Origin of the sequence: Pseudomonas sp. NPDC088885 (assembly GCF_044750025.1) — a bacterium.
GTDB classification, from domain to species: domain Bacteria; phylum Pseudomonadota; class Gammaproteobacteria; order Pseudomonadales; family Pseudomonadaceae; genus Aquipseudomonas; species Aquipseudomonas rustica.
Genome location: NZ_JBIVJB010000043.1, coordinates 1 through 23,169 on the forward strand (window position 1 = coordinate 1; position 23,169 = coordinate 23,169).

Genomic DNA, 23,169 nt, shown 5'->3' on the forward strand with positions numbered 1-23,169 from the left:
CGATCAGGCTGATCACGTCGCCCGTCTTGGCCTAGAGCGAAACGCCTTTGAGCACCTGATGGTCGCCATAGCTTTTGTGCAGGCCTTCAACGGTCAGTTTGTACATGGGACAGACATCCTCAAGGCGAAAGTAGGTAGCCGCTGCGATAGGCTTCGGCGCCCGCCACGTGGGCGATGACCATGCCCGCGGTGGCCATGCGGCGCAGCGAGCGGGCGTACATCAGCCCGGCAGTCGAGCTATGAATTGGAGTGATGCGGTCGTGGATCGGGTCGATGATTTCGGCGATCTGCTGCCCCGCTTCCAGGTATTGGCCGGCAACCGCCGTGTACACCAGCAAGCCACCGACCGGCGTGGTCACCGGTTCGACACCCGCCAGTGGCGTCGCGGGATACGGCAGCGGCGGTTGCGGTTTGGTTTCACCAACGATCGCATCGGACTGAATCAAGTAGTCGATCAACGCCTGGCAGTCGCGGCTGGCCATCGGGTGATTGACGTCACCCTGACCGCGCAACTCGACGGTCACCGAAAAACTGCCGAGCGGAATCTCGAAGTGTTCGCCGAAGCGTTCCTTCAGTTGCCACCACAGCAGGGTGAAGCATTCGTCGAACGACTGGCCGCCGGAATCGGTGGCCAACAGGCTCGCTTGGGATTCGATGTAGCGCGCCAGCGGTTCGACCTGCGGCCACGCTTCGGGTGTGGTGTAGAGGTGCACCACCGATTCGAAATCGCAGTGCAAGTCCAGCACCATGTCCGCATCGCAGGCCAACCGCTGCAGGGTCAGGCGTTGGGATTGCAGTTGCGTGGTGGCGGTCTGGCGGGCGAGGGCGTCGCGCAGATGGCTGCGGATCAGTTCGAGGTTGTGCTGCGGATCGTCGCTGAGCTTGCCCTCGATGGCGTTGCCGATCTCTTCACTGAGGTCGACGAACCAGCGGTTGAAATTCTGCCCGCTCTCCAGTTCGTAACGGCCCAGCGGCACGTCCATCAGCACTTGTTCGAGGCCGACCGGGTTGGCCACTGGCACCAGCACGATCTGGCTGCGCAGGCGGCCGGCGGCTTCCAGCTCCGCCAGTCGCTGCTTGAGGTGCCAGGCGACGAGCATGCCCGGCAGTTCGTCGGCGTGCAGCGAAGACTGAATGTAAACCTTGCCCTTGGCCTGCTCCGGGCCAAAGTGGAAGCTGTGAATCTGTCGCGCAGTCCCCGGCAGCGGGGCCAGCAAGTCATGGATCAGGTGGCGCATTGGCATCTCTTTTTTTCTGGGGCCGGTCCTAGTGAGTCGGGCCGAGGAAGGCCAGCCATCGGCGTTCGGCGAGGCGGAACAGGCCGACCAGCGCAAAGGTAATGGTCAGGTAGATCAGCGCGGCGATGCCGAACGACTGAAAGGTCAGAAAGGTCGCCGAGTTAGCGTCCCGCGCGACTTTCAGGATGTCGGGGATGGTCGCGGTGAAAGCCACCGTGGTCGAGTGCAGCATAAGGATTACTTCGTTGCTGTAGTAAGGCAACGAACGGCGTAAGGCCGACGGCATGATCACGTAGGCATACAACTTCCAGCCTGTCAGACCATAGGCCTTGGCCGCTTCGACTTCGCCGTGGTTCATGCTGCGGATCGCCCCGGCGAAAATCTCCGTGGTGTAAGCGCAAGTGTTGAGGGCGAAAGCGAGGATCGTGCAGTTCATCGCATCGCGAAAGAAGCTGTCGAGAATCGGCTGCGCACGCACGGCGGCGAGGCTGTAGATCCCGGTGTAGCAAATCAGCAACTGGATATACAGCGGCGTGCCCCGGAACAGGTAGGTGTAGAACTGCACCGGCCAGCGAATGTAGAAGTGCGGCGACACCCGCGCGATCGACAACGGAATCGACACAAGGAAACCGATAACGATTGAGGCCGTGAGCAGCCACATCGTCATCGCCAGCCCAGTGATGTTCTGGCCGTCGGTATAAAGGAAGGCGCGCCAGTATTCCTGCAGAAGTTCGATCATCGTACGGCCTCCCGGGAACCGGCGGCGTAACGGCGTTCGAGCCAGCGCAGAATGAAGTTCGACGCACTGGTGATCAGCAGATAAATCAACGCGGCGAGTACCAGAAAGTAGAACAGTTGATAGGTGCTTTTACCGGCGTCCTGCGCGGCTTTGACCAGATCGGCGAGGCCGATGATCGACACCAGCGCCGTGGCCTTGAGCATGACCATCCAGTTGTTGCCGATGCCCGGCAGGGCGAAGCGCATCATTTGCGGAAACACCACGTAGCGAAAGCGCTGACCGCGTTTGAGGCCATAGGCGGTGGCGGCTTCAACCTGACCACGCGGCACCGCGAGAATCGCGCCTCGGAACGTCTCGGTGAAATACGCGCCATAAATGAAGCCCAGGGTCAGCACCCCGGCGCTGAACGGGTTGATCTCGATGTATTCCCATTCCATGTAGTCGGTCAGCGATGTCAGCCAGGTTTGCAGGCTGTAGAAAATCAGCAGCATCAGCACCAGATCCGGCACCCCGCGAATCAGCGTGGTGTAGAGCTGAGCGGGCAGGCGCACCAGTTTGATTTTTGACAGTTTGGCACTGGCGCCGAGCAGGCCGAGCAACACGGCCACCAGCAGCGACAACGCCGATAATTTGATGGTCATCCAGGTGCCTTCCAGCAGCAAAGGACCAAAGCCCTTGAGGCTGAAGGCGGAGAGCCCCAGATTTTGCAGGAGGGTTTCGAACATAAATCAGCAACCTGAGCGGATGGAAAAGGCGCCCATCGAAGATGGGCGCCGAGGCATTATTTGCCGCTGTACAGATTCAGATCGCCAAAGTGTTTCTTTTGAATCTCGGCGTATTTGCCGTCATCGTGTAACGCTTTGATACCTTTATCTAAAAGCGCCTTCAGCTCAGTGTTACCTTTCTTAATACCGACAGCGGTTTTGGCTGGCAGCAATTCGTTGTCGACTGGCTTGCTGACGTCATAGTCGGCGCCCTGTGGCGACTTCAGGAAACCCAGTTCGGCTTGCAGCATGTCCTGGATACCGGCGTCGAGACGGCCGGAGGTCAGGTCGGAATACACCTGATCCTGGTTCTGATAGGCCTGGGTTTTCACGCCGGCCTTATCCAGCACGGCTTTGGCGTAGGCTTCCTGAATGGTGCCTTGCTCGTAGCCAACGGTTTTACCCTTCAGCGATGCAACGTCGGCGGTGATCCCCGAACCTTTTTTCGACACGTAAGCCGTCGGGCCGGAGAACAGCTCGCTGGAGAAATCGATGACTTTTTCGCGGGCCGGGGTCACGGTCATCGACGAGATCACACCGTCGAATTTGTTGGCTTTGAGGCCCGGAATCATGCCGTCGAAGTCACTTTCGACCCACTTGCACTTGACCTTCAGTTCGGCGCAAATCGCGTTGCCCAGGTCGATGTCGAAGCCCACCAGGCTGCCGTCGGCCGCTTTCGACTCAAACGGTGCATACGAAGGGTCAACGCCAAAGCGCAGCTCTTTGTATTCCTTGGCCAGCGCGGAGCCAGCGGCCATGCACAACGCCAGTGCAGAAAGGGTCAGCAATGCTTTTTTCATTATTCAATCCCTAAGAACCAATATGAGCGCTTGTGGCGCAGAATTATTGTTACTGGAACGCGTACGACCTATAGAAAGTAGCAATTTCCGAACCATAGTCCCGAACAAGTGTTTTAAAAGGTTGGGCGGGGAGGGATGAGGGCGATTGAATGCCCGGAAATGGGCATTGCGATTTCGTTGCACCCTTTCGGATCAAACCACCGGTTTTGCGGAATATGATTACCCAGTGGTGCAAGGATTCATCTGTGGTGAAGGGATTTATCTGTGGCGAGGGGATTTATCCCCGATGGGCTGCGAAGCGGCCCCCTGCAATTTCACTGGAAGACCGCATACTCAGGTTTTACGACTGCTTCGCAGCCGAACGGGGCGGTGCGACGTTTCGCTAAATCCCCTCACCACAGGGTTTTGCGTTGTCACCGGGCAATGGGTCAGGCCAACAGATCTTGCAAGGTCGCGAGGCTATCCGCTTCTTCCACGGTTTTATCCTGCCGCCAGCGCAACATCCTCGGGAAGCGCACCGCGATCCCGCTCTTGTGCCGCCGCGACAACGCGATCCCTTCAAACCCCAACTCAAACACCAGACTCGGTTTCACGCTACTCACCGGGCCAAATTTCTCCACCGTGGTCTTGCGCACAATGCTGTCGACCTGACGCATCTCCGCATCCGTCAGCCCCGAATACGCCTTGGCAAACGGCACCAGCGCCCGCTGGCTCGACTCCGGCGGGCCGTCCCACACGGCAAAGGTGTAATCGCTGTACAAACTGGCGCGCCGACCGTGCCCGCGCTGCGCATAAATCAACACCGCGTCGACGCTGAACGGATCAACCTTCCACTTCCACCACACCCCCATGTCCTTGGTGCGTCCGACGCCATACAGCGAATCCCGCGCCTTGAGCATCATGCCTTCCACACCCAGTCGCCGAGACGCTTCGCGCTGGCGGGCGAGGTCGAACCAGTCGCTGCCGGTCAGCACGGGGGAGGGCAGCAACACCGGGCTGTTACACCTTGCAATGACCTCTTCAAGTTGCGCGCGACGTTTGGCCTGCGGCTGGTTGCGCCAGTCTTCGCCCTGCCATTCGAGCAAGTCGTAGGCGAGCACCACCACCGGTACTTCTTCGAGGATTTTCTTGTCGAGGGTTTTGCGGCCGATGCGCTGTTGCAGCAGGGCGAACGGCTGCACCGCTGGCGGCTCTGTCGATTGCGGATCGAAGGCGTCTTCGGTGGTCGGGTGAGTGCTTTTCCACACAACGATTTCGCCGTCGATCACCGTGCCATCCGGCAAGCCGTGCACCAGCACATCCAGTTCGGGAAAACGCTCGGTGACCAGCTCTTCGCCGCGTGACCACACCCACAATTTGCCGTCGCGTTTGACCACTTGCGCGCGGATGCCGTCCCATTTCCATTCAATCTGCCAATTGCTCGCCGGGCCGATCAGCGCTTCAAATTCTTCAACCGGTTGCGACAACGCGTGGGCGAGGAAAAACGGGTAGGGCTGGCCGCCGCGCTGAGCATGCTCGTCGGCGGATTCTGGGGCGATCAGTTTCAGGTAACTGGCGGCGTTCGGGCGGTTCGACAGGTCGGTGTAACCCACCAGTCGCTGCGCCACGCGTTTGCTGTCCAGGCCAGCCATTGAGGCCAGCGCGCGGGTGACGAGCAATTTCGACACGCCGACGCGGAAGCTGCCGGTGATCAGTTTGATGCACAGCATCAGGCTTGATCGATCGAGTTGCGCCCACAGCGTTGGCAGTTGCCTGCTCAAAAATTCGGGTGTTTCACCACGCAGCGGCAGCAGCTTTTCTTCGATCCATTCGGCGAGGCCGGCTTCAGAGCTGTGCGGATTCTCCGGGAGCACCAGCGAAATGGTTTCCGCCAGATCGCCGACCGACTGATAGCTCTCCTCGAACAGCCACGGTTCGAGGCCCGACATTCCCACGGCAATCTCGCGCAGAATCCGCACCGGCACCAATTGCCGAGGCCGTCCGCCGGACAAAAAATACACCGCCCATGCCGCGTCCTGCGGTGCAGCCTGGGCGAAGTAAGCTTGCATCGCCGCCAGTTTGGCGTTGCTGGAAGTGGTTGCGTCGAGCTCGGCGTACAACTCGGCGAAGGCTTTCATGTGGGAGTCTCGGCGACGGTGGGTTCGGCGGCGATGTTGTCTTCCTCGTCATCGCCGTATTCGGTGTTGAAGCCTTGCGCGTCGAGGCCTTGCTCACGCAAGTGGCGCACCAGCACGCCGATTGAGCCGTGGGTGACCATCACGCGTTCGGCGCCGGTTTGATTGATCGCCCACAACAGGCCGGGCCAGTCGGTGTGATCGGAGAGGACAAAACCGCGATCGACACCACGCCGCCGCCGAGTGCCGCGCAAGCGCATCCAGCCGCTGGCGAAGGCGTCGCTGAAATCACCGAAACGGCGCATCCAGCTACTGCCGCCAGCAGAAGGCGGGGCGATGACCAGGGCTTGGCGCATGAGCGGATCGTTTTTGCTGACGTCGCCGGCGTAGATCGTCGGCGGCAGGTATACGCCGGCCTCGCGGTACACGCGGTTCAGCGGCTCGACCGCGCCGTGGCTGAGGATCGGGCCGAGGCTTTCGTCGATGCCGTGAAGGATTCGCTGGGCTTTGCCGAACGAATAACAGAACAGCACGCTGGCCTTGCCGGCGGCGATATTGGCTGACCACCACTGATTGATTTCGCTGAACACCTGCGCTTGCGGCTGCCAGCGATAGATCGGCAGGCCGAAGGTCGATTCGGTGATGAAGGTGTGGCAGCGCACCGGTTCGAAGGGGGCGCAGGTGCCGTCCGGTTCGATCTTGTAATCGCCGGACGCGACCCAGACTTCGCCACCGTATTCGAGGCGCACTTGTGCTGAACCGAGCACGTGGCCGGCCGGGTGGAAACTGAGGGTGACGCCGTGATGGGTCAGGCGTTGGCCGTAGTCGAGGGTTTGCAGGTTGATGTCTTGACCCAGACGCGCGCGGAGAATCCCTTCGCTGGCGCTGCTGGACAGGTAGTGCTGATTGCCGGTGCGCGCGTGATCACCGTGGGCATGGGTGATCACCGAGCGCTCGACGGGGCGCCAGGGATCAATATAGAAATCACCCGCAGGGCAATAAAGACCTTCGGGACGCGCGATAACAAGGTCCATGGCGTGACCACAATGGGGGGCTTGTTAGCTATGAGGCTGGCGCTGGGCTGGAAGTTCTATCAACTTTGAAGCGCCACCCTCACCCCAGCCCTCTCCCGGAGGGAGAGGGGGCCGACCGAGGTGTCTGGCGAATGACATCGACCTGAAGAACCGGGTCGATTATGGATTTGGCACTGCACGAACCGAGCAAATCCCGGATTCAGCACAGCACCTTCAGGTCGGCATAAAACTTCAGCCACCCCCAACCAGTCCCCTCTCCCTCTGGGAGAGGGCTAGGGTGAGGGGCTTTTGAAGTCAGGCTTATTTTCCGGGAGTCAGGGTCAAACGGGTTTTGCCATACACCCGCTCAAAGTTCTGCGGCTGCATTGGCAAGCCGATGTACTGCCCCTTCAACCACTGATCAATCCCGTTCAGGTAATTCGGGCTCAGCGGATTGCCCGATTGCCCCGTACCGTTCTGCCCCATCAGCGGTTCGGTCTGGCCGAAGTCGACGATAAAGCGCATCGACGGCGCGCGCGTGGTGTTGAAGTCCTGACCCCAGGCGAATGCCGACGTGTTCAACGTGGTGTGATCGCCACCCGCCGCCAATGGGCCGCGTACGGTCTGACCATTGCTGTTTTTCCAGGCATAGCTGTGCAACTTGCCCCACTGCCAGGCCCGGTGATCGCCGCCCAACTGACTGTCGCCAGCGCTGATCGCCGCCGCAAGGCTGCGGGCAAGAATCAGTGCTTTGTCTTCTTTCTGCGGTGTGCGGATGTCGTCCCAGAACGGACTGTCTTCACGCCCCAACAGATGATCGGCCTGCGCCGCGTAGGACAAATCGCCGTTGGCGATAAATGCTTTCCACGCCGGGCTCGATTCCGGGCCGAGTTCGTCGAGGAAGATCTGCTTCATGCTTTCTTGCAGAAACAGCTCATAAATCGCCGCGTCCGCCGAGGTCGGGCTGAGCTTGCCGTCGAACGCCATCAATCGTGTGAACGCCTCGCGGGCCTTGCTGCGGTCGGTTTCCGGCAGGGCATCGATCGCCTGCTTCAGCGGCTGCTTCATGCCCGGCGCTTCGAAGACTTTCTTCAGCTTGGCGGCAAACGTGGTGGTCTGGTCGTATTGCATGGCGATCACGCTGCGGCTGTCGTGCTTGCCGCTGCCGGCCAGTTCCGCCAGGCGTTCGCCACGCTCCGGTGCGGCCCAGGAATTGGACAGCTGCATGCCGTAACCGTGAGGAATCACGCGCTGGTTGGCGGTGCCGAGCCAGCCTTGCGCCGGGTCCTGATCGTAGGGGTGCAGCATCGGGTCGGCGTAACCGTCCCAGTCGTAGCGACCTTCCCAGCCCGGCGAGGGCAGCAGGCCTTCGCCTTCACGGCGATTGGGGTAGCGGCCGGTGACTTGCCAGCCAATGTTGCTCGCGTCGGCGAACACCAGATTCAGCGCGATGGCGCGGATTTCACGGCTGGCGTCCGATGCACGTTCAACGGTTTGAGCGCGGGTCAGATCAAAAAAGGCGTCCAGCGACTTGTCGTCGGTGAAGCTCGGCGTCTGCAACGCTACGCCGAAACCATTGCCTTGCGCGGCAGCCTGGGCGCTGTTGAGCAGCGCACCGTGGCGGGTTTCGTACACCGCTTCGCGAATCGGTCGCTGACCTTTGACGAAGTAGGTTTCGTTGCGCACGCCCAGCGGCTGCCATTTGCCGTTGACCTCGTAGGTCAGGCTGCTGCCCTGACGACGGATTTTTTCCAGGAACAGATCCTGGTTGTCGCCAAGCACGCTGGTCATGCTCCAGGCGACTTTGCCGTTGAAACCACCCAGTACCAGCGGCAAACCAGCAACGGTGACACCGGCGGCTTGATATTTCGGTGCGCGGATCTGCACGAAGCTCCACAGCGACGGCGCGGCCAGCGGCCCATGGGCGTCGCTGGCGAGAATGCTTTTACCGCTGCGGCTGCGTTGCGGGGCGATCGCCCAGTTGTTCGAAGACGTCGCGCCCAAGAGGTTCAGCGTCGACAGTTGCTGGCTGGCGCTGCTCAGTTCAGTCAGGCCGGGAATCTGCCCGTTGAGCTTGAGGCCTTGCAGCTTGTCGGCTTCGGCCAGCGGCAGATTTTCGTCCGGCGCCGACGGCGTCAGCCAGGCGAGTTTGTCGGTGGTCACGGTTTGCGCGAGCACCAGCGAGGAAATTTCTTCCGGCAGGTTGGCCGATTGGCTGAAGTTCAGCAGGGCGAAAATCAGCGCCGAATCTTCCGGTTTCCAGTATTCGGGTTTGTAGCCGCTGGAGGCGAGGTCGCCCGGCAGTTTGTCGGCGTAGCGGAACAGGTAAGCGTTGACGCCCCGCGCATAGACTTCAAAGAAACGCTTGAGGCGTGGCGACGAGGCTTTGTACAGCTCGGCGGCGCTTTTCTTCAGATTGACCGCGCGCATGTAGCGGTCGGCGTCGAGCATCGAGGCGCCGGACATTTCCGCCAGACGGCCCTGAGCCAGCAGACGCAGGGTGACCATCTGGTTGATCCGGTCGCTGGCGTGGACGTAGCCGAGGCTGAACAGTGCGTCATGGAAGGTGTTGCTTTCGATCAACGGCATGCCCATGGCATTGCGTCGCACCGAAACATTCTGCGCCAGGCCCTTGAGCGGTTGCACGCCGGAGGTCGGCGGGAGGGTGTCCTGAGCGTTCCAGGTCTGGCAACCGGACAGGCCCAAAACACCGGCCACTGCTGCGGCAACGCCGAACCGGGGAAGAAAATGAGTAAGGGCTGGCGAGGCCATGGCAAAGCTCCTGCGGGGGTAGCGTCAGTAAAGGCGCTACGTTAGTGAGCAGGAGGATGCCGCGCAAGCGGGGGCGGGGGTTATTTCAAGATTTGTCTGATAAACAGCAACCTGGAAGTCGAGTCCAGTACTTGTGGTGAGGGGATTTATCCCCGTTGGGCTGCGAAGCGGCCCTGATTCCTGCAACCAGGATGAGTCTGGCACACCGTGAGTGCAGTTTTTGGGGCTGCTGCGCAGCCCAACGGGGATAAATCCCCTCGCCACAAAGGTCTTCCCTGACTTCAATCAGGATTTCGGTGGATTGATCTTCTGCACCAGCGCATAGGCCTTGACCGTCGCCGGGCGATCCTTGATGTGGTTGAACCAGCGCTGCACATGCGGGAAGTCTTCAAGGTTCTGGCTCTGCCATTTGTGCGAGACGATCCACGGATAAATCGCCATGTCGGCAATGCTGTATTCACTGCCAGCAACAAACTCGTTGTTCGCCAATTGCTTGTTCAACACGCCATACAACCGCGCCGTTTCATCAATGTAGCGCTTGATCGCGTAAGGAATTTTCTCCGGCGCGAACTGGCTGAAATGATGATTCTGCCCAGCCATCGGCCCCAAACCGCCCATCTGCCAGAACAACCACTGCAACGCCGTTTGCCGCCCGCGCAGATCCTTGGGCAGGAACTGGCCGGTTTTTTCCGCCAGATACAGAAGAATCGCACCGGATTCAAACACCGACAACGGCTCGCCGCCATCAACCGGCTGATGATCGACGATCGCCGGGATGCGGTTGTTCGGGGAGATTTTCAGAAAGTGGGGCTGGAACTGCTCACCCTGACTGATATTGATCGGGTGAACCTTGTAGGGCAGGCCGGCTTCTTCGAGGAACAGGGAAATCTTGTGGCCGTTGGGGGTGGTCCAGTAATACAGGTCGATCATGGAAAGCTCCAAATCAGAAAATGGCTTACGTGCGGACAGCAAACGCCAGCGTCAGGTGATCCCGTGTGCGTTCGATAGCTTGCCTGTTATCAGGAGGTGATGCTGAACTGCGCAGAATTCAATGACCCGCCCGTGAGAAAAATCGCCATGGAGCTTCAGGCCAACGCAGCACTGATCATCATCGACCAGCAAAAAGGCATCCTGCAGCCACGTTTGGGGCGACGGAATAATCCTCAGGCGGAAGACAGAATTGTTGACCTGCTGGGGTTCTGGCGGCGTAGCGGACGGCCGGTGATTCATGTGCAGCATCTGTCGCGCGAACCTGACTCGGTGTTCTGGCCTGAGCAGGAGGGCGTGGAATTTCAGCAACGGTTCTTGCCGCAGGACGGTGAATGGCTGATCCAGAAACAAGTGCCGGATGCGTTTTGTGCCAGCGGACTGGCGGCGCGTTTGCGTGAGGCGGGGGTTGGGCAGTTGATCATTGTTGGCGTGGCGACGAATAACTCGGTGGAGTCGACGGCGCGTTCGGCGGGGAATCTGGGGTTTGATACGTGGGTGGCAGAGGATGCGTGCTTTACCTTCGACAAGGCCGATTATTTCGGCACGTTGCGGACGGCTGAAGAGGTGCACGGGATGTCGTTGGGGAATTTGCAGGGGGAGTATGCGACGGTGGTCAGTTCGGCGCAGATTGTGGCGGCGGGCTGATATCTGTAGTGAATGTGCGGGCCTCTTCGCGAGCAAGCCCGCTCCCACAGGGGATTGCATTCCACCTGAAAGGACTCGGTCAATTGTAGGCGTGAGCCTGCTCGCGATAGCGGGGTGTCAGGCGACAACGATGTTGGATGTGCGGGCCTCTTCGCGAGCAAGCCCGCACACAGGGGATTGCATTCCAACTGAAGGAACGCGGTCAATTGTAGGAGTGAGCCTGCTCGCGATAGCGGTCTGTCAGGCGACAACGATGTTGGATGTGCGGGCCTCTTCGCGAGCAAACCCGCTCCCACAGGGGATTGCATTCCAACTGAAGGAACGCGGTCAATTGTAGGAGTGAGCTTGCTCGCGATAGCGGTCTGTCAGGCGACAACGATGTTGGATGTGCCGGCCTCTTCGCGAGCAAGCCCGCTCCCACAAGGGATTGCATTCCACCTGAAGAAACGCGGTCAATTGTAGGAGTGAGCCTGCTCGCGATAGCGGTCTGTCAGGCGACAACGATGTTGGATGTGCCGGCCTCTTCGCGAGCAGGCTCGCTCCCACAGGGGAATGCATTCCAAGTGAAGGAACCGGTCAACTGTGGGAGCGGGCTTGCTCGCGAAGGCGTCAGATCAGGCGAAGAAGCTCTCCGCCCAGAGCATCACGCCCCGTGGCACTTCTTGAATTTCTTGCCGTTGCCGCATGGGCACGGGTCGTTGCGGCCGACGTCTTTCAGGGCGTTGCGCACCGGTTCCTGGTGGGCGTGGCCGCAGTTCGGGCCGTGTACGTGACCGTGGTCATGATCGTGATGATGGTCATGATCATGATCGTGGTTGCAGTCAGGGCCATGGACATGAGGTTGCTGAGTCATCGGTGTTGCTCCGGAATAAAATCGGCGGGGATTATCACGCCATTGCGCTCAAGGTGCACGTAGTGGGCGATGAATAAACCGGTTTCCATTTCACCCTGCAATCGATAAGGAATCTGCTGGTCGGGTTTTTTCAGCAGTTTCACCACGTCTTTGACCTTCGGCCAAAGGTTGGTGCGGATCGGCACCTTGAAGTACGCGCTGTGCTTCGGCCCGACGGTGAACCAGTGTTCATGCTCGCCTTCCGCCAAGAGCATATCGCCCAGATGAATGCGGTATTCGAGGCCGCGCACGGTCAGGTCGCTGTCGTTGGGATTGTCGACACGGAAGTGCAGGATGAATTTCTGCTCGAGCAGTTTCGCCCGCACCACTTCGACGTTCACCAAGTGCACGGCGGGATCGACGCTGTCGTCGCTGAACCACGAGGCACAGCCGCCGAGGTTGAGGAACAGCGTGAGGATCAAGAATTGGAATGTGCGCCGACGACCGAGCATGGTTTAACTCCCTTTGGTGCCAGTCTAGACGCTAAAAGATCGCAGCCTGCGGCAGCTCCTACAGGAGATCGCGTTCCTTCGTAGGAGCTGCCGAAGGCTGCGATCTTTTGATCTCAACCTCAAGCGCCGAAATACCCCGCGCAGCATTTCTTGAACTTCTGCCCGCTGGCGCATGGGCAGCTGTCATTGCGCCCCAGTTTCAATTGCACCGTCGGGTCGATGAAATACCAGCGCCCGGCGTTCTGCACAAACGAGGAACGCTCGCGATGGCTGTGCTCACCCTGATCGTCGTGCCAGCGCGCAGTGAAGGTGACGAAGGCGTGTTCGGGCTGCCCACCAAAGACTTCCGAGCTCTCGACTTCCAGGCCGAGCCAGGTGCTCTGCGCGCTCCAGTTGCTGATCGACTGCCGATCCAGACCCGCTTGCTGAGCGGGCAGGGTGGTCGCCACGAGATAGTCGATCAGGCCCAGCACATAAGCGCTGTAGCGCGAACGCATCAAGGCTTCGGCACAGGGCGCCGGCAGGCCGTCGTGATAATGGCCGCAGCAGGCATCCAGCAGGTTGCCGCTGCCGCACGGGCAAATGGCTGTACTCATTGCATTACCACCAGTATTTGCCGAAATTTTCCGGATTGGCCCAGAACCGCGCGTTGAGCCAGTCGGGGACTTGTTTGTAGTCAAGCAGATCGTAGGTGAACAGGGTCAACACTTGATCGTCGCGCTGAAAACGTTCGCTGGCTTGCAGGGCCAGCGAATAGAAATCGGTTTCCTGCCAGCCGCAAGCCGACAGATCTGCCAGTACCGCGATGCGGCTGGCATTTAAATTTCGAATCCCGCCCAACAGATTCAGGCCATCGCGCTTGGGCAAATGTTCCAGGCAATCGACCACCAGCGCCAGATCAAAACGCTGCGCAGCCAGTTCGGCGGGCAACGCACCGGGGGCGGCGTGGGCGACAACGGAATCCGGGTGCGCCTCCTTGAAAGCAGTCAGGGCCGGGAATTCGCTGGCGCCGAGCAACAGCAAACGCGCCGGCGCGTAGCGATCCAGCAAAGCGGCCATCGCCTGTTGCGGCGTGTGGGAAGAAATGGCGACGTTCATCGAAGCTCCTCAATCAGACCGCCAAGACTAGCCTGCCTGACCGCGCCGGCAAAGAGCCCTGTCCCGCGACTTTGCGGCAATTGCGGCGAAGTCCTGTGAACACGGTCGCAAACAGCAGTGGCCTATTGCTGGCGGAGATTAAAACTCCGGTCTTTACTCCCTGAATCGGTTTCAAGCCGATCCCTCAGGAGAAAACCAGATGAGCATAGTGCGGACAGCATTACCTTTGATTCTGCTAACCAGTGTGTTGACGGGTTGCGCAGGTTTGCAGAAAACCGACTGGCCGACCTGTGCGGCGGTCGGTGGTGTCGTCGGGGCCGGTCTTGGCGCGACGGAAAGTTCGGCGTGGGCGGGCTACGGCGCGCTGATCGTAGGCGGTACGGCAGCGGCGTATTGCTGGGTACACGGTGATGGCGACGAAGACGGCGATGGTGTGCCGGACAGCCGCGACAAGTGCCCGGGCACTCCAAAAGGCGTGCAGGTCGATGCTGACGGCTGCCCACCACCGGCTCCAGCCCCCGTGGTTGAAGAAGCGGTAGTGGTCAAAGAAGAAACCATCGTTATTCGTGATGTGCACTTCCAGTTCGACAAAGCCACACTGACCAGCCCTGACAAACAGGTGCTCGATAAAGTCGCGACGCGCCTGAAACAGGAATCCTCGACTGCACAACTGACCGTCACTGGTCACACCGACAGCGTGGGCAGCGATGCCTACAACAAAAAACTGTCGGATCGCCGTGCGCACTCGGTGGTGGAGTACCTGATCCAGCAGGGCGTGCCACGTGCCAGCTTCGTTTCGGTGTCGGGTCTGGGTGAAAGCCAGCCGGTCGCTGACAACAAAACGGCAGACGGTCGCGCGCAAAACCGTCGCACCGAAATCAAAATCCAACGCTAGCCCCCTCGCATCCGCGGCTTGTGCAGTCGCGGATGCGGGTCTTTACTCCTGTGTAACCGGTATGGGCCGGTGACACAGGAGCTTTCAAATGAGTGTTTTCTCAAGGTCCGTCTTGCCGGTTCTGCTGCTAGGCAGTTTGCTCACCGGTTGCGCCACGCACAGCGATGGCACTGCACCCCTCAATCAACGTACGTGGCCGGTCTGCAGCCTTCTTGGCGGCTTGGTCGGTGGCGGTCTTGGCGCCATTGAAAGTGGCGGCTGGGCCGGTGGCGGCGCAGCGCTGGGGATTCTTGCCGGCGGACTGATCTGTTACGCCCAGGATGGCGATGAAGACGACGATGGCGTGTTCGACCGCCGCGACCGTTGCCCCGATACGCCGGCCAATACCCCGGTCGATCACCGTGGCTGCCCGTTGCCGCAATATCCGGTCACCGAAAAAACACCGGAGCCTGTGCCGCAAACGGAAGTCATCACCCTCAGCGATGCCGGCGATGTCTTGTTCGATTTCGACAAGTCTGATCTGACGCCTTCGGCCAAAGCCCAGCTCGATACGCTGATGGACAAACTGCGTAATGCCGACGTGGTGAGCATCAAGGTCATCGGTCATACCGACAGCAAAGGTTCGGACGCTTACAACCAAGCGCTGTCGGAACGTCGCGCCAGTAGTGTCGCCTCCTATTTGCTGAGTCAGGGTCTGTCGCCGAATAAACTCACCAGTGAAGGACGTGGCGAGAGTGAACCGGTGGCTGACAACGCAACCGATGAGGGCCGCGCGAAAAACCGTCGCGTGGAATTGCACATCAATCGTTAGGACGCGTCTGTAGGGCGCAGGCTAGAGCCGCCGGGCTTCGATCATCGTTGACCCGGCGGCCATTTGGCGACTTGTCTGGATTTTTTCTTTTCCCCTCTGGCTTATCCCCCGCAGAAGCCGTTACTGTGCATCCAAAGAATAATTCGCAACACGGGGGAGCGTATGAAAGTGTTCTGGGGGCTGGGGCGGTTGTTGACCCTGCTGTTCTGCTGCGTGGTGCTGGCCAATCAACTGGTGCCATTCGTTCATCCGCTGCACCTGCTGGTCAATCTGGCTGGCGGTCTGTTGTTGCTGATCCACGTGCTCGAAGTGCTGCTGTGCAATCGCAGCCTCAAGGGGCGTCCGCACCCTTGGCGTGATCGTGGCCGCATCCTGTTGTTTGGCGTATTCCACCTGCAAACCATCCCGGCCCCGGCCGCTCCGGAGGCTTCTTCCCATGCGTAAACTTTGCCTGCTCGCTGCATTCATCAGTCCTTTGGCCTGCGCCCAAGTGGTGACGGTTGAAACCAACTCGCTGATGCGCCTGCCCAACACCACCAGCACCTTGCAACTTGAACGTCTGGACGTGGCTGATTACGGCACGTTGCTGATTCCATCGAACGTGACCGAACTGACCGTGGGCGAATTGCGTCTGGGTCATGAGGCTCGAATCGCCATCGTCCCGGCGGAACAAGCGCTGGAGATGAAAGTGGCGCGCGCTGAATTGAGCGAAGGCAGCCAGATCACCGCACGCGGTGCTCCCGGTACTTATGAAAAAGCCGCGCGTGCGGGGCGCAATCTGAATCTGCAATTCAAAGCGTTGAACGCGCCGCAACTGTTGGTCGATGCCCGTGGCGGCACCGGTGCGCCGGGGTTTGTCGGTCTGGATGGCGGCAACGGTGAGGACCCGGGCTGCACTTATGGTTCGGCCGGGCACGGTTTTGATGGCAGTGACGGCGCTGATGGCCAACCGGGGGCACCGGGTGCGCTGGTGCGGCTGGAAGTGCCGCGCGAGTTTCCGGCTGAGCTGATCAAGGTCAATGTGACCGGTGGCAACGGTGGCCCGGCGGGTGTCGGCGGCAAGGCAGGCAAGGGCGGCAAGTCCAAGGGCTGCCTGGTGTACCGCGCCGATGGTGGCAAGAACGGCAAGGCCGGGGCGGATGGACAGCCTGGGCCAGTGGGTGCGGCGGGGGCTGTGACTGTTCAGCGCCTGTAAAAGCGGATCCTCATCGGAACGCCGCCCGCCCAGCCCTCTCCCGGCGGGAGAGGGAGCCGACCGAGGTGACTCACGCTATCCATGGCTGATTGTTCCCACGCAGAGCGTGGGAACGATCACGGCCTCGCCGCCGCTATCGCCACCAGCACCAACCCGACAATCAAATTAATCCCCACCACCCGCCGAATCCGCCCCAGCACCGCCGCACCCGTCGGCCAGTCCTTGGCGTCCACCGCCGTGCGCAATTCCGGCAGCATCAGCCCCTGAATGCGGATAAACAGCGCCGTCATCACCACGTACAACCCGATCATCACCTGCACGTATTTCGGCGCGGTTTCAAACCCGACCTGCTGCAGATGCAGCATGCCCACACCGCTGATCGGCAACAAGATCACCGCGACCCAAACCCAGCGGAAAAAACCTTGAAACACTTCCACCCACAAGGTCAGCCGGGCGGGGCCGTCGAGGGCCTTCACGGCCGCGGGGCGCAAGACCATCCAGGCGAAAAACATGCCGCCGACCCACACCAGGGCGGACAGGACATGCAGGGGGTAGACGAGGCTAAAAAGTGTCATTGGGTTACTCCGTTCTGCGCAGGATCGATTCGCGGGGTATGATAGCCGCCGATCCAAACCACTGAAAATTTATCCAGCGTTTTTTGCGCCCGACACTCAATGATCAGCACTGAACTCAAAACCACGATCCAGGGCGCCTACTCGCGTTTTCTTGAAGCCAAGAGCCTCAAGCCGCGTTATGGCCAGCGCCTGATGATCGCTGAAATCGCCAAAGTCCTCGGGGATATCGACACCGACGACGAAGGCCGGCGCAGTGGCGACCCCGCAATTGTTGCGGTGGAAGCCGGCACCGGTACCGGCAAGACCGTGGCCTACAGCATGGCGGCGATCCCCACGGCCAAAGCCGCCGGCAAGCGTCTGGTCATCGCCACGGCGACCGTCGCGCTGCAGGAGCAGATCGTCTACAAGGATTTGCCCGACCTGATGCGCAACAGCGGGCTGAATTTCACTTTCGCCCTGGCCAAGGGCCGTGGCCGCTACATGTGCCTGTCCAAACTCGACATGCTCTTGCAGGAAGGCCACGCGCAAACCGCCACTGCCCAGCTGTTCGAAGAAGAAGGCTTCAAGATCGAGGTCGATGAGGCCAGTCAGAAGCTGTTCACCAGCATGATCGAGAAACTCGCCGGCAATAAATGGGACGGCGACCGCGACAGCTGGCCGAATGCGCTGGAAGACGCCGATTGGGCGCGTCTGACCACCGATCACAGCCAGTGCACCAACCGCCATTGCCCGAACTTCGGCCAGTGCGCCTTCTACAAGGCCCGCGAAGGCATGGGCAAGGTCGACGTGATCGTCACCAACCACGACATGGTGTTGGCTGACCTGGCATTGGGCGGCGGCGCGGTACTGCCCGATCCGCGTGACACCATTTACGTGTTCGACGAAGGTCACCACCTGCCGGACAAGGCTATCGGCCACTTCGCCCATTACACTCGTCTGCGTTCCACCGCCGACTGGCTGGAAACCACCGCCAAGAACCTCACCAAACTGCTCGCCCAGCATCCGCTGCCGGGCGATCTCGGCAAGTTGATCGAGCAAGTGCCGGAGCTGGCGCGGGAGATCAAGGCGCAGCAGCAGTTCATGTTCAGCGCCTGCGAACAGGTCGCCGATTTCAAACCGGGCGAAGACGTCGAAGGCCGTGAGCGGCCGCGTCATCGGTTCGTCGCCGGGGTGATTCCCGAGCACATGCGCGAAATGGGCATCGAGCTGAAGAAAGGCTTCTCGCGTCTCAACGATCTGTTCACGCGTCTGACCGACCTGCTCAAGGAAGGCATGGACGGCGAGGTCAACATCGGGATCGCCAGCAATCAGGCGGAAGAGTGGTATCCGCTGTTCGGCAGCCTGTTGTCCCGTGCATCCGGCAACTGGGAGTTGTGGACGGCCTTCACCGCCGAAGACCCGGAAGACAGCCCGCCGATGGCGCGTTGGCTGACCTTGGCTGAAAGCGGTTCGCTGTTCGACATCGAGGTCAACGCCAGCCCGATTCTGGCCGCCGAAACCTTGCGCCGCAGCCTGTGGAACGTCGCCTACGGTTGCCTCGTTACGTCCGCAACCCTGACCGCGCTGGGCACGTTCGACCGCTTCCGCATGCGTGCCGGTCTGCCGAAAAAAGCCGTCACCGCCGTGGTGCCGAGCCCGTTCCATCACGCTGATGCCGGCGTGCTGCGAGTGCCGGATCTGAAAGCCGATCCGCGTGATGCTCCCGCGCACACCGCCGCGATCATTCGTGATCTGCCGGATCTGGTCGAAGGCTCGCGCGGCACGCTGGTGCTGTTCTCCTCGCGCAAACAGATGCAGGACGTGTTCGACGGCCTCGACCGCGACTGGCGCAAGCAAGTGTTCATTCAAGGCAACCTGTCGAAACAGGAAACCCTGAACAAGCACAAGGCGCGCGTTGATGGCGGTGATTCCAGCGTGCTGTTCGGTCTCGCCAGTTTTGCCGAAGGCGTCGACTTGCCGGGTGCTTACTGCGAGCACGTGGTCATCGCCAAGATTCCGTTCTCGGTGCCGGACGATCCGGTCGAAGCGGCGCTGTCGGAATGGATCGAAGCCCGTGGCGGTAATCCGTTCATGGAAATCTCGGTGCCCGACGCCTCGCTGAAACTGGTTCAGGCCTGCGGTCGTCTGCTGCGTACCGAAGAAGACCGCGGCACCATCACGTTGCTGGATCGGCGCCTGGTCACCCAGCGCTACGGCAAGGCGATCCTCAATGCGTTGCCGCCCTTCCGTCGTGAAATATCCTGAGACATCGGTGGGCAGTTTTGCCCGCCGTGTTGTCTATCTCTCTGCCATCGCTTTTCCATTGGCCATTATTGGTCGTTAGGGAGAACTCCGTTCTTATGATCCGCCGTTCGCTGCCTGCCGTTTTCGCCTTGATCTTCGCTGCCCCTCTGCTGGCAGCGCCTGCCGGTCAGCAGACCCTGTTCAACTTTGTCCGCCCGGCGGACGTGGTCAAGGTCACCACCGAAAACACCGATCTGCCGCAAGCCAACGCTGAGCAAACCGCAGAAGGCGAAGTGCTGCGCCGGGTGACGTTCAACCCGGTGGCCCGTCCGACCCTGCGTCTGACCCCGCAGACCGGTGCCTGGGACTGGTCGCAGTCGGGCATGATGAGCCTGCGTCTGCAGAGCGCGATGAACTGGGCCGTGACGGTCTATGTGCAAATCCAGAGCAATGACGGACGCACACTGGTCAGCCGCGTCGACCTGCCGGCCGGCCCTGCGCAGACCTTGCTGGTGCCGCTGGTGGCGTCGACGCCGCTGAGCCAAGGCATGAAAGCCGGGCCGCCGATGCCGATGACCGTCGACGGTCAGCGCATTTTGCTGGCCGCGAGCAGCGGTGAGATTGATCGCAGCCAAGTGGTATCGGTGAGTCTGTCGATGGATCAGCCGAAAGTCGCGCAGAGCTTGCTGCTTGAGCGTTTCGGCGTGCAGGACGGTGAGTCGGTCAGCCAAGCGGTGTACGGCAATCTGGTCGACGCTTACGGGCAATCGACGCGCAGCAAATGGCCGGAAAAAATCGCCAACGACGAACAACTGAAATCCGCCGCCGCCAAGGAACAGCAACAGCTGAAAACCTGGCTGGCCGAGCGCGAGAAGTCCTCGCTGGACAAGTTTGGTGGCTGGAACAAAGGCCCGGCGTTCAAGGCCAGCGGCTTCTTCCGCACCGAAAAACGTGACGGCCGCTGGTATCTGGTCACGCCTGAAGGGCATCCGTTCTACTCCCTTGGCGTCAACACCGTCAGCCCCGACGTCAGCCAGACGTACGTGACAGGTCGCGAGTTCATGTTCGAATCCTTGCCGAAACCGGATGAGCCGTTGGCCAGTCACTTTGGTGAAGGCGACAACCGTGGCGGCAATGGTGTTGATCAAGGTCGTGGCTACGGCAATGGCCGCTGGTACGATTTCTACGGCGCCAACTTGCAGCGTGTGTACGGCGAACCGTGCAAAGCGGACAGCGAAGGCAAATCCGGCGTCGCTGAAGCGGCGAAGGCTGAAGCCACTGAAACCGCCGCCGCCAAAGCCGCAGAACCTGCCGCTGTGCCGGCAGAGCCGAAGTCAGGCGTCGCCGAAGCGGCCAAGACTGAAACCGTGCAAGTGGCCACTGAAAAGGCTGCCGCGCCGTGCAAAGCTACTATTGATGAGCAACAGTGGGCCAACCACACGCTCGATCGCCTGCAAGCCTGGGGCTTCAACACGGTCGGCAACTGGAGTGCCGATTCGCTGAGTGAAGCCGAGCGCGTGCCGTACACCTTGCCGCTGTCGATCGTCGGCGACTACACCAGCATCAGCACCGGCAGCGACTGGTGGGGCGGCATGCCCGATCCGTTCGACCCGCGTTTCGCCATGGCCACCGAGCGTGCCGTGGCCATCGCTGCTCGCGATCACCGCGACGATCCATGGTTGATCGGCTATTACGCCGACAACGAACTGGCCTGGGCGGGTCCGGGCGACGATGCGAAATCCCGTTACGCGCTGGCCTACGGTACGTTGAAAATGACCACCGACGTGCCGGCCAAACGTGCGTTCCTCAAGCAATTGCGCGACAAGTATCGCAATCAGGCGGGCCTGTCGAAGGCGTGGGGCATTGATCTGCCGGCGTGGGAATTGATGGAAGACCCGGGGTTCGTGCCGCCGCTGCCGAACCCCGAGCACCCGGAAATCGAGGCCGACTTCAAATATTTCCAGAAAGTCTTCGCTGACACCTACTTCAAGACCATCTCCGATTCGCTGAAATGGCACGCGCCCAACCAGATGCTGTTGGGCGGTCGCTTCGCCACCAGCACCCCGGAAGCCGTGGCGTCCTGCGCGCAGTATTGCGATGTGCTGAGCTTCAACATGTACACGCTCAAGCCGCAGGATGGTTATGACTTCGCTGCGCTGGGAGCTTTGGACAAACCGGTGCTAATTACCGAATTCAACTTTGGCTCGGCTGATCGTGGCCCGTTCTGGGGTGGCGTGACGCAATTGAGCAAAGAAGAAGACCGTGGCCCGGCATATGCCAATTTCCTCAAACAGGCGCTGAGTGAACCGTCGATCGTCGGCGTGCACTGGTTCCAGTATCTGGATCAACCGGTGACGGGGCGTCTGCTCGATGGCGAGAATGGTCACTTTGGTCTGGTGGGCGTGACGGATCTGCCGTATCAGGGCTTTGTTGAAACCGTGCGCAAGAGCAATTTGCAGGCGATGGATCAGTTGGGTCAGCAGGCGCAGAAAGCGCCGGTGCATGAAGCGGAAGGTGGCCGCAAAGGCGAGGCCGGCAAAGGCGCGGGGGCAGGGCATGCGGGTGGGCATTCGGGGAATGGTCATTAAGGTTTGAAACGCTAAAAGATCGCAGCCTTCGGCAGCTCCTACAAAGGAACGCAATCCCATGTAGGAGCTGCCGCAGGCTGCGATCTTTTGATTTGGCTTTTTAACCGTCTAGCCCGCAGCTGTTCCCAAATCCCTCAAGGGCTGGAACAATGCGGGCCACTTTGTAGAGCGTTTTCGCGGGGGAGTTGCGGGTGCAGATTCAGGGACATTACGAACTTCAATTCGAAGCGGTGCGCGATGCTTTTGCCGCGCTGTTCGACGATCCCCAGGAACGCGGCGCAGCCATGTGCATTCAGGTCGGCGGAGAAACCGTCCTCGACCTCTGGTCAGGTACCGCCGACAAAGACGGCGCCGAAGCCTGGCACAGCGACACCATCGCCAACCTGTTCTCCTGCACCAAAACCTTCACTGCCGTCACCGCGCTGCAACTGGTCGCCGAAGGCAAGTTGCAACTCGATGTGCCGGTCGCCCGCTACTGGCCGGAATTTGCCGCCGCCGGCAAAGAATCCATCACCCTGCGCCAATTGCTCTGCCACCAGGCCGGTCTGCCGGCGCTGCGTGAATTGCTGGCGCCGGAAGCCCTGTACGACTGGCAAACCATGGTCGACGCCCTCGCGGCGGAAACGCCATGGTGGACGCCGGGTACTGGCCACGGTTACGCGGCAATCACTTATGGCTGGCTGATCGGCGAATTGCTGCGACGTGCCGACGGTCGTGGCCCGGGCGAATCGATTGTCGCCCGCGTGGCCAAGCCGTTGGGGCTGGATTTCCACGTGGGTCTGGCTGACGAAGAATTCCATCGCGTGGCGCACATTGCGCGCGGCAAAGGCAATCCCGGCGATGCCGCCGCGCAACGTCTGCTGCAAGTGACTATGCGTGAACCGACCGCCATGAGCACCCGCGCCTTTACCAATCCGCCGTCGGTGCTCACCAGCACCAACAAACCGGAATGGCGACGCATGCAGCAACCGGCAGCCAATGGTCACGGCAATGCGCGCAGCCTCGCCGGCTTCTATGCCGGGTTGCTCGACGGCAGCCTGCTGGAAAGCGACATGCTCGAAGAGCTGACCCGCGAACACAGCCTCGGCGAAGATAAAACCCTGCTGACCCGCACCCGTTTTGGTCTGGGCTGCATGCTCGACCAACCCGATGTGCCTAACGCCACCTACGGCCTCGGCCCACGGGCGTTCGGCCATCCGGGCGCGGGCGGATCGATCGGTTTTGCTGACCCTGAGCACGATGTCGCGTTTGGTTTTGTGACAAATACCCTTGGGCCTTACGTTTTGATGGATCCGCGCGCGCAGAAGCTCGCGCGGGTGCTTGCCACTTGTCTATAAAGCAACACCCGAGGTCTCTGCATCGGAA

General features: G+C 60.6%; 21 protein-coding genes and 1 pseudogene. 8 read left to right on the forward strand and 14 right to left on the reverse strand.

Going from position 1 to position 23,169, the window contains the following annotated elements:
- Nucleotides 1-34: 34 nt before the first annotated feature.
- The 9 genes and pseudogenes from ACIP1X_RS17410 to ACIP1X_RS17450 all read right to left on the reverse strand — a co-directional run.
- Nucleotides 35-106: pseudogene (locus tag ACIP1X_RS17410) on the reverse strand (ATP-binding protein); the annotation flags it as partial.
- Between the two features lie 13 nt (nucleotides 107-119).
- Nucleotides 120-1,238 carry a succinylglutamate desuccinylase/aspartoacylase family protein gene (locus ACIP1X_RS17415; RefSeq protein ID WP_212545300.1) on the reverse strand — a complete coding sequence of 373 codons (1,119 nt, stop codon included), beginning with the start codon at nucleotides 1,236-1,238 and terminating at the stop codon, nucleotides 120-122.
- Nucleotides 1,239-1,266: 28 nt separating this feature from the next.
- Complete coding sequence (locus tag ACIP1X_RS17420; RefSeq protein WP_158832068.1) at nucleotides 1,267-1,977, reverse strand: ABC transporter permease; 711 nt, start codon at nucleotides 1,975-1,977, stop codon at nucleotides 1,267-1,269.
- A complete protein-coding gene (locus tag ACIP1X_RS17425; RefSeq protein ID WP_008083898.1) occupies nucleotides 1,974-2,702 on the reverse strand; it encodes an ABC transporter permease in 729 nt (242 codons plus the stop codon). The genes ACIP1X_RS17420 and ACIP1X_RS17425 overlap by 4 nt, the downstream gene beginning before the upstream one ends.
- 56 nt (nucleotides 2,703-2,758) lie before the next feature.
- Nucleotides 2,759-3,541, reverse strand: coding sequence for a transporter substrate-binding domain-containing protein (locus tag ACIP1X_RS17430; RefSeq protein ID WP_008083900.1), 783 nt, complete (start codon nucleotides 3,539-3,541; stop codon nucleotides 2,759-2,761).
- A gap of 428 nt (nucleotides 3,542-3,969) precedes the next feature.
- Nucleotides 3,970-5,658 (reverse strand): ATP-dependent DNA ligase, encoded by a 1,689-nt coding sequence (locus ACIP1X_RS17435; RefSeq protein ID WP_400753834.1) that lies wholly within the window; start codon nucleotides 5,656-5,658, stop codon nucleotides 3,970-3,972.
- Nucleotides 5,655-6,689 (reverse strand): ligase-associated DNA damage response exonuclease, encoded by a 1,035-nt coding sequence (locus ACIP1X_RS17440; protein ID WP_400753836.1) that lies wholly within the window; start codon nucleotides 6,687-6,689, stop codon nucleotides 5,655-5,657. Before ACIP1X_RS17440 ends, ACIP1X_RS17435 begins: the two co-directional genes overlap by 4 nt.
- A 300-nt stretch (nucleotides 6,690-6,989) precedes the next feature.
- Entirely contained in the window at nucleotides 6,990-9,440 is a 2,451-nt protein-coding gene (locus ACIP1X_RS17445; protein ID WP_400753839.1) for a penicillin acylase family protein, read from the reverse strand.
- Nucleotides 9,441-9,725: 285 nt separating this feature from the next.
- Nucleotides 9,726-10,370, reverse strand: a complete 645-nt coding sequence (locus ACIP1X_RS17450) for a glutathione binding-like protein (RefSeq protein ID WP_400753842.1) — start codon at nucleotides 10,368-10,370, stop codon at nucleotides 9,726-9,728.
- A 147-nt stretch (nucleotides 10,371-10,517) separates the two neighbouring features.
- On the opposite strand from ACIP1X_RS17450, the gene ACIP1X_RS17455 reads away from it, so the two are divergent.
- Nucleotides 10,518-11,075 (forward strand): cysteine hydrolase family protein, encoded by a 558-nt coding sequence (locus ACIP1X_RS17455; RefSeq protein WP_400753891.1) that lies wholly within the window; start codon nucleotides 10,518-10,520, stop codon nucleotides 11,073-11,075.
- 643 nt (nucleotides 11,076-11,718) lie between these two features.
- Here the strand turns inward: ACIP1X_RS17455 and ACIP1X_RS17460 are convergent.
- From ACIP1X_RS17460 to ACIP1X_RS17475, 4 genes are all read right to left on the reverse strand, one after another.
- A complete protein-coding gene (locus ACIP1X_RS17460) occupies nucleotides 11,719-11,928 on the reverse strand; it encodes an SEC-C metal-binding domain-containing protein (protein ID WP_008083915.1) in 210 nt (69 codons plus the stop codon).
- Nucleotides 11,925-12,419: an LEA type 2 family protein gene (locus ACIP1X_RS17465; RefSeq protein ID WP_159815011.1), complete on the reverse strand. Its 495-nt coding sequence runs from the start codon at nucleotides 12,417-12,419 to the stop codon at nucleotides 11,925-11,927. Before ACIP1X_RS17465 ends, ACIP1X_RS17460 begins: the two co-directional genes overlap by 4 nt.
- Nucleotides 12,420-12,538: 119 nt before the next feature.
- On the reverse strand, nucleotides 12,539-13,015 hold the full coding sequence (locus ACIP1X_RS17470; protein ID WP_053117790.1) for a YchJ family protein: 477 nt from the start codon (nucleotides 13,013-13,015) through the stop codon (nucleotides 12,539-12,541).
- A 4-nt stretch (nucleotides 13,016-13,019) separates the two neighbouring features.
- On the reverse strand, nucleotides 13,020-13,517 hold the full coding sequence (locus ACIP1X_RS17475) for a DUF6231 family protein (protein WP_400753845.1): 498 nt from the start codon (nucleotides 13,515-13,517) through the stop codon (nucleotides 13,020-13,022).
- A gap of 199 nt (nucleotides 13,518-13,716) precedes the next feature.
- Here ACIP1X_RS17475 and ACIP1X_RS17480 point away from each other — a divergent pair, with 199 nt between their 5' ends.
- From ACIP1X_RS17480 to ACIP1X_RS17495, 4 genes are all read left to right on the forward strand, one after another.
- Nucleotides 13,717-14,412 (forward strand): OmpA family protein, encoded by a 696-nt coding sequence (locus ACIP1X_RS17480; protein ID WP_053117794.1) that lies wholly within the window; start codon nucleotides 13,717-13,719, stop codon nucleotides 14,410-14,412.
- 88 nt (nucleotides 14,413-14,500) lie between these two features.
- Entirely contained in the window at nucleotides 14,501-15,223 is a 723-nt protein-coding gene (locus ACIP1X_RS17485) for an OmpA family protein (protein ID WP_053117796.1), read from the forward strand.
- A gap of 162 nt (nucleotides 15,224-15,385) precedes the next feature.
- Complete coding sequence (locus tag ACIP1X_RS17490; protein WP_053117797.1) at nucleotides 15,386-15,667, forward strand: DUF1145 domain-containing protein; 282 nt, start codon at nucleotides 15,386-15,388, stop codon at nucleotides 15,665-15,667.
- Nucleotides 15,660-16,418, forward strand: a complete 759-nt coding sequence (locus ACIP1X_RS17495; protein WP_282354794.1) for a collagen-like protein — start codon at nucleotides 15,660-15,662, stop codon at nucleotides 16,416-16,418. The genes ACIP1X_RS17490 and ACIP1X_RS17495 overlap by 8 nt, the downstream gene beginning before the upstream one ends.
- Before the next feature lie 116 nt (nucleotides 16,419-16,534).
- On the opposite strand, the gene ACIP1X_RS17500 is transcribed toward ACIP1X_RS17495, so the two are convergent.
- Complete coding sequence (locus ACIP1X_RS17500) at nucleotides 16,535-16,993, reverse strand: CopD family protein (RefSeq protein ID WP_400753848.1); 459 nt, start codon at nucleotides 16,991-16,993, stop codon at nucleotides 16,535-16,537.
- Between the two features lie 99 nt (nucleotides 16,994-17,092).
- Here ACIP1X_RS17500 and dinG point away from each other — a divergent pair, with 99 nt between their 5' ends.
- The 3 genes from dinG to ACIP1X_RS17515 all read left to right on the forward strand — a co-directional run bounded on the left by dinG (nucleotide 17,093) and on the right by ACIP1X_RS17515 (nucleotide 23,141).
- Nucleotides 17,093-19,237: an ATP-dependent DNA helicase DinG gene (gene dinG / locus ACIP1X_RS17505; RefSeq protein ID WP_008085357.1), complete on the forward strand. Its 2,145-nt coding sequence runs from the start codon at nucleotides 17,093-17,095 to the stop codon at nucleotides 19,235-19,237.
- Nucleotides 19,238-19,332: 95 nt separating this feature from the next.
- Complete coding sequence (locus ACIP1X_RS17510; protein WP_400753851.1) at nucleotides 19,333-21,804, forward strand: beta-galactosidase; 2,472 nt, start codon at nucleotides 19,333-19,335, stop codon at nucleotides 21,802-21,804.
- Nucleotides 21,805-21,995: 191 nt separating this feature from the next.
- On the forward strand, nucleotides 21,996-23,141 hold the full coding sequence (locus ACIP1X_RS17515; RefSeq protein WP_400753853.1) for a serine hydrolase domain-containing protein: 1,146 nt from the start codon (nucleotides 21,996-21,998) through the stop codon (nucleotides 23,139-23,141).
- The last annotated feature ends 28 nt before the right edge of the window (nucleotides 23,142-23,169 follow it).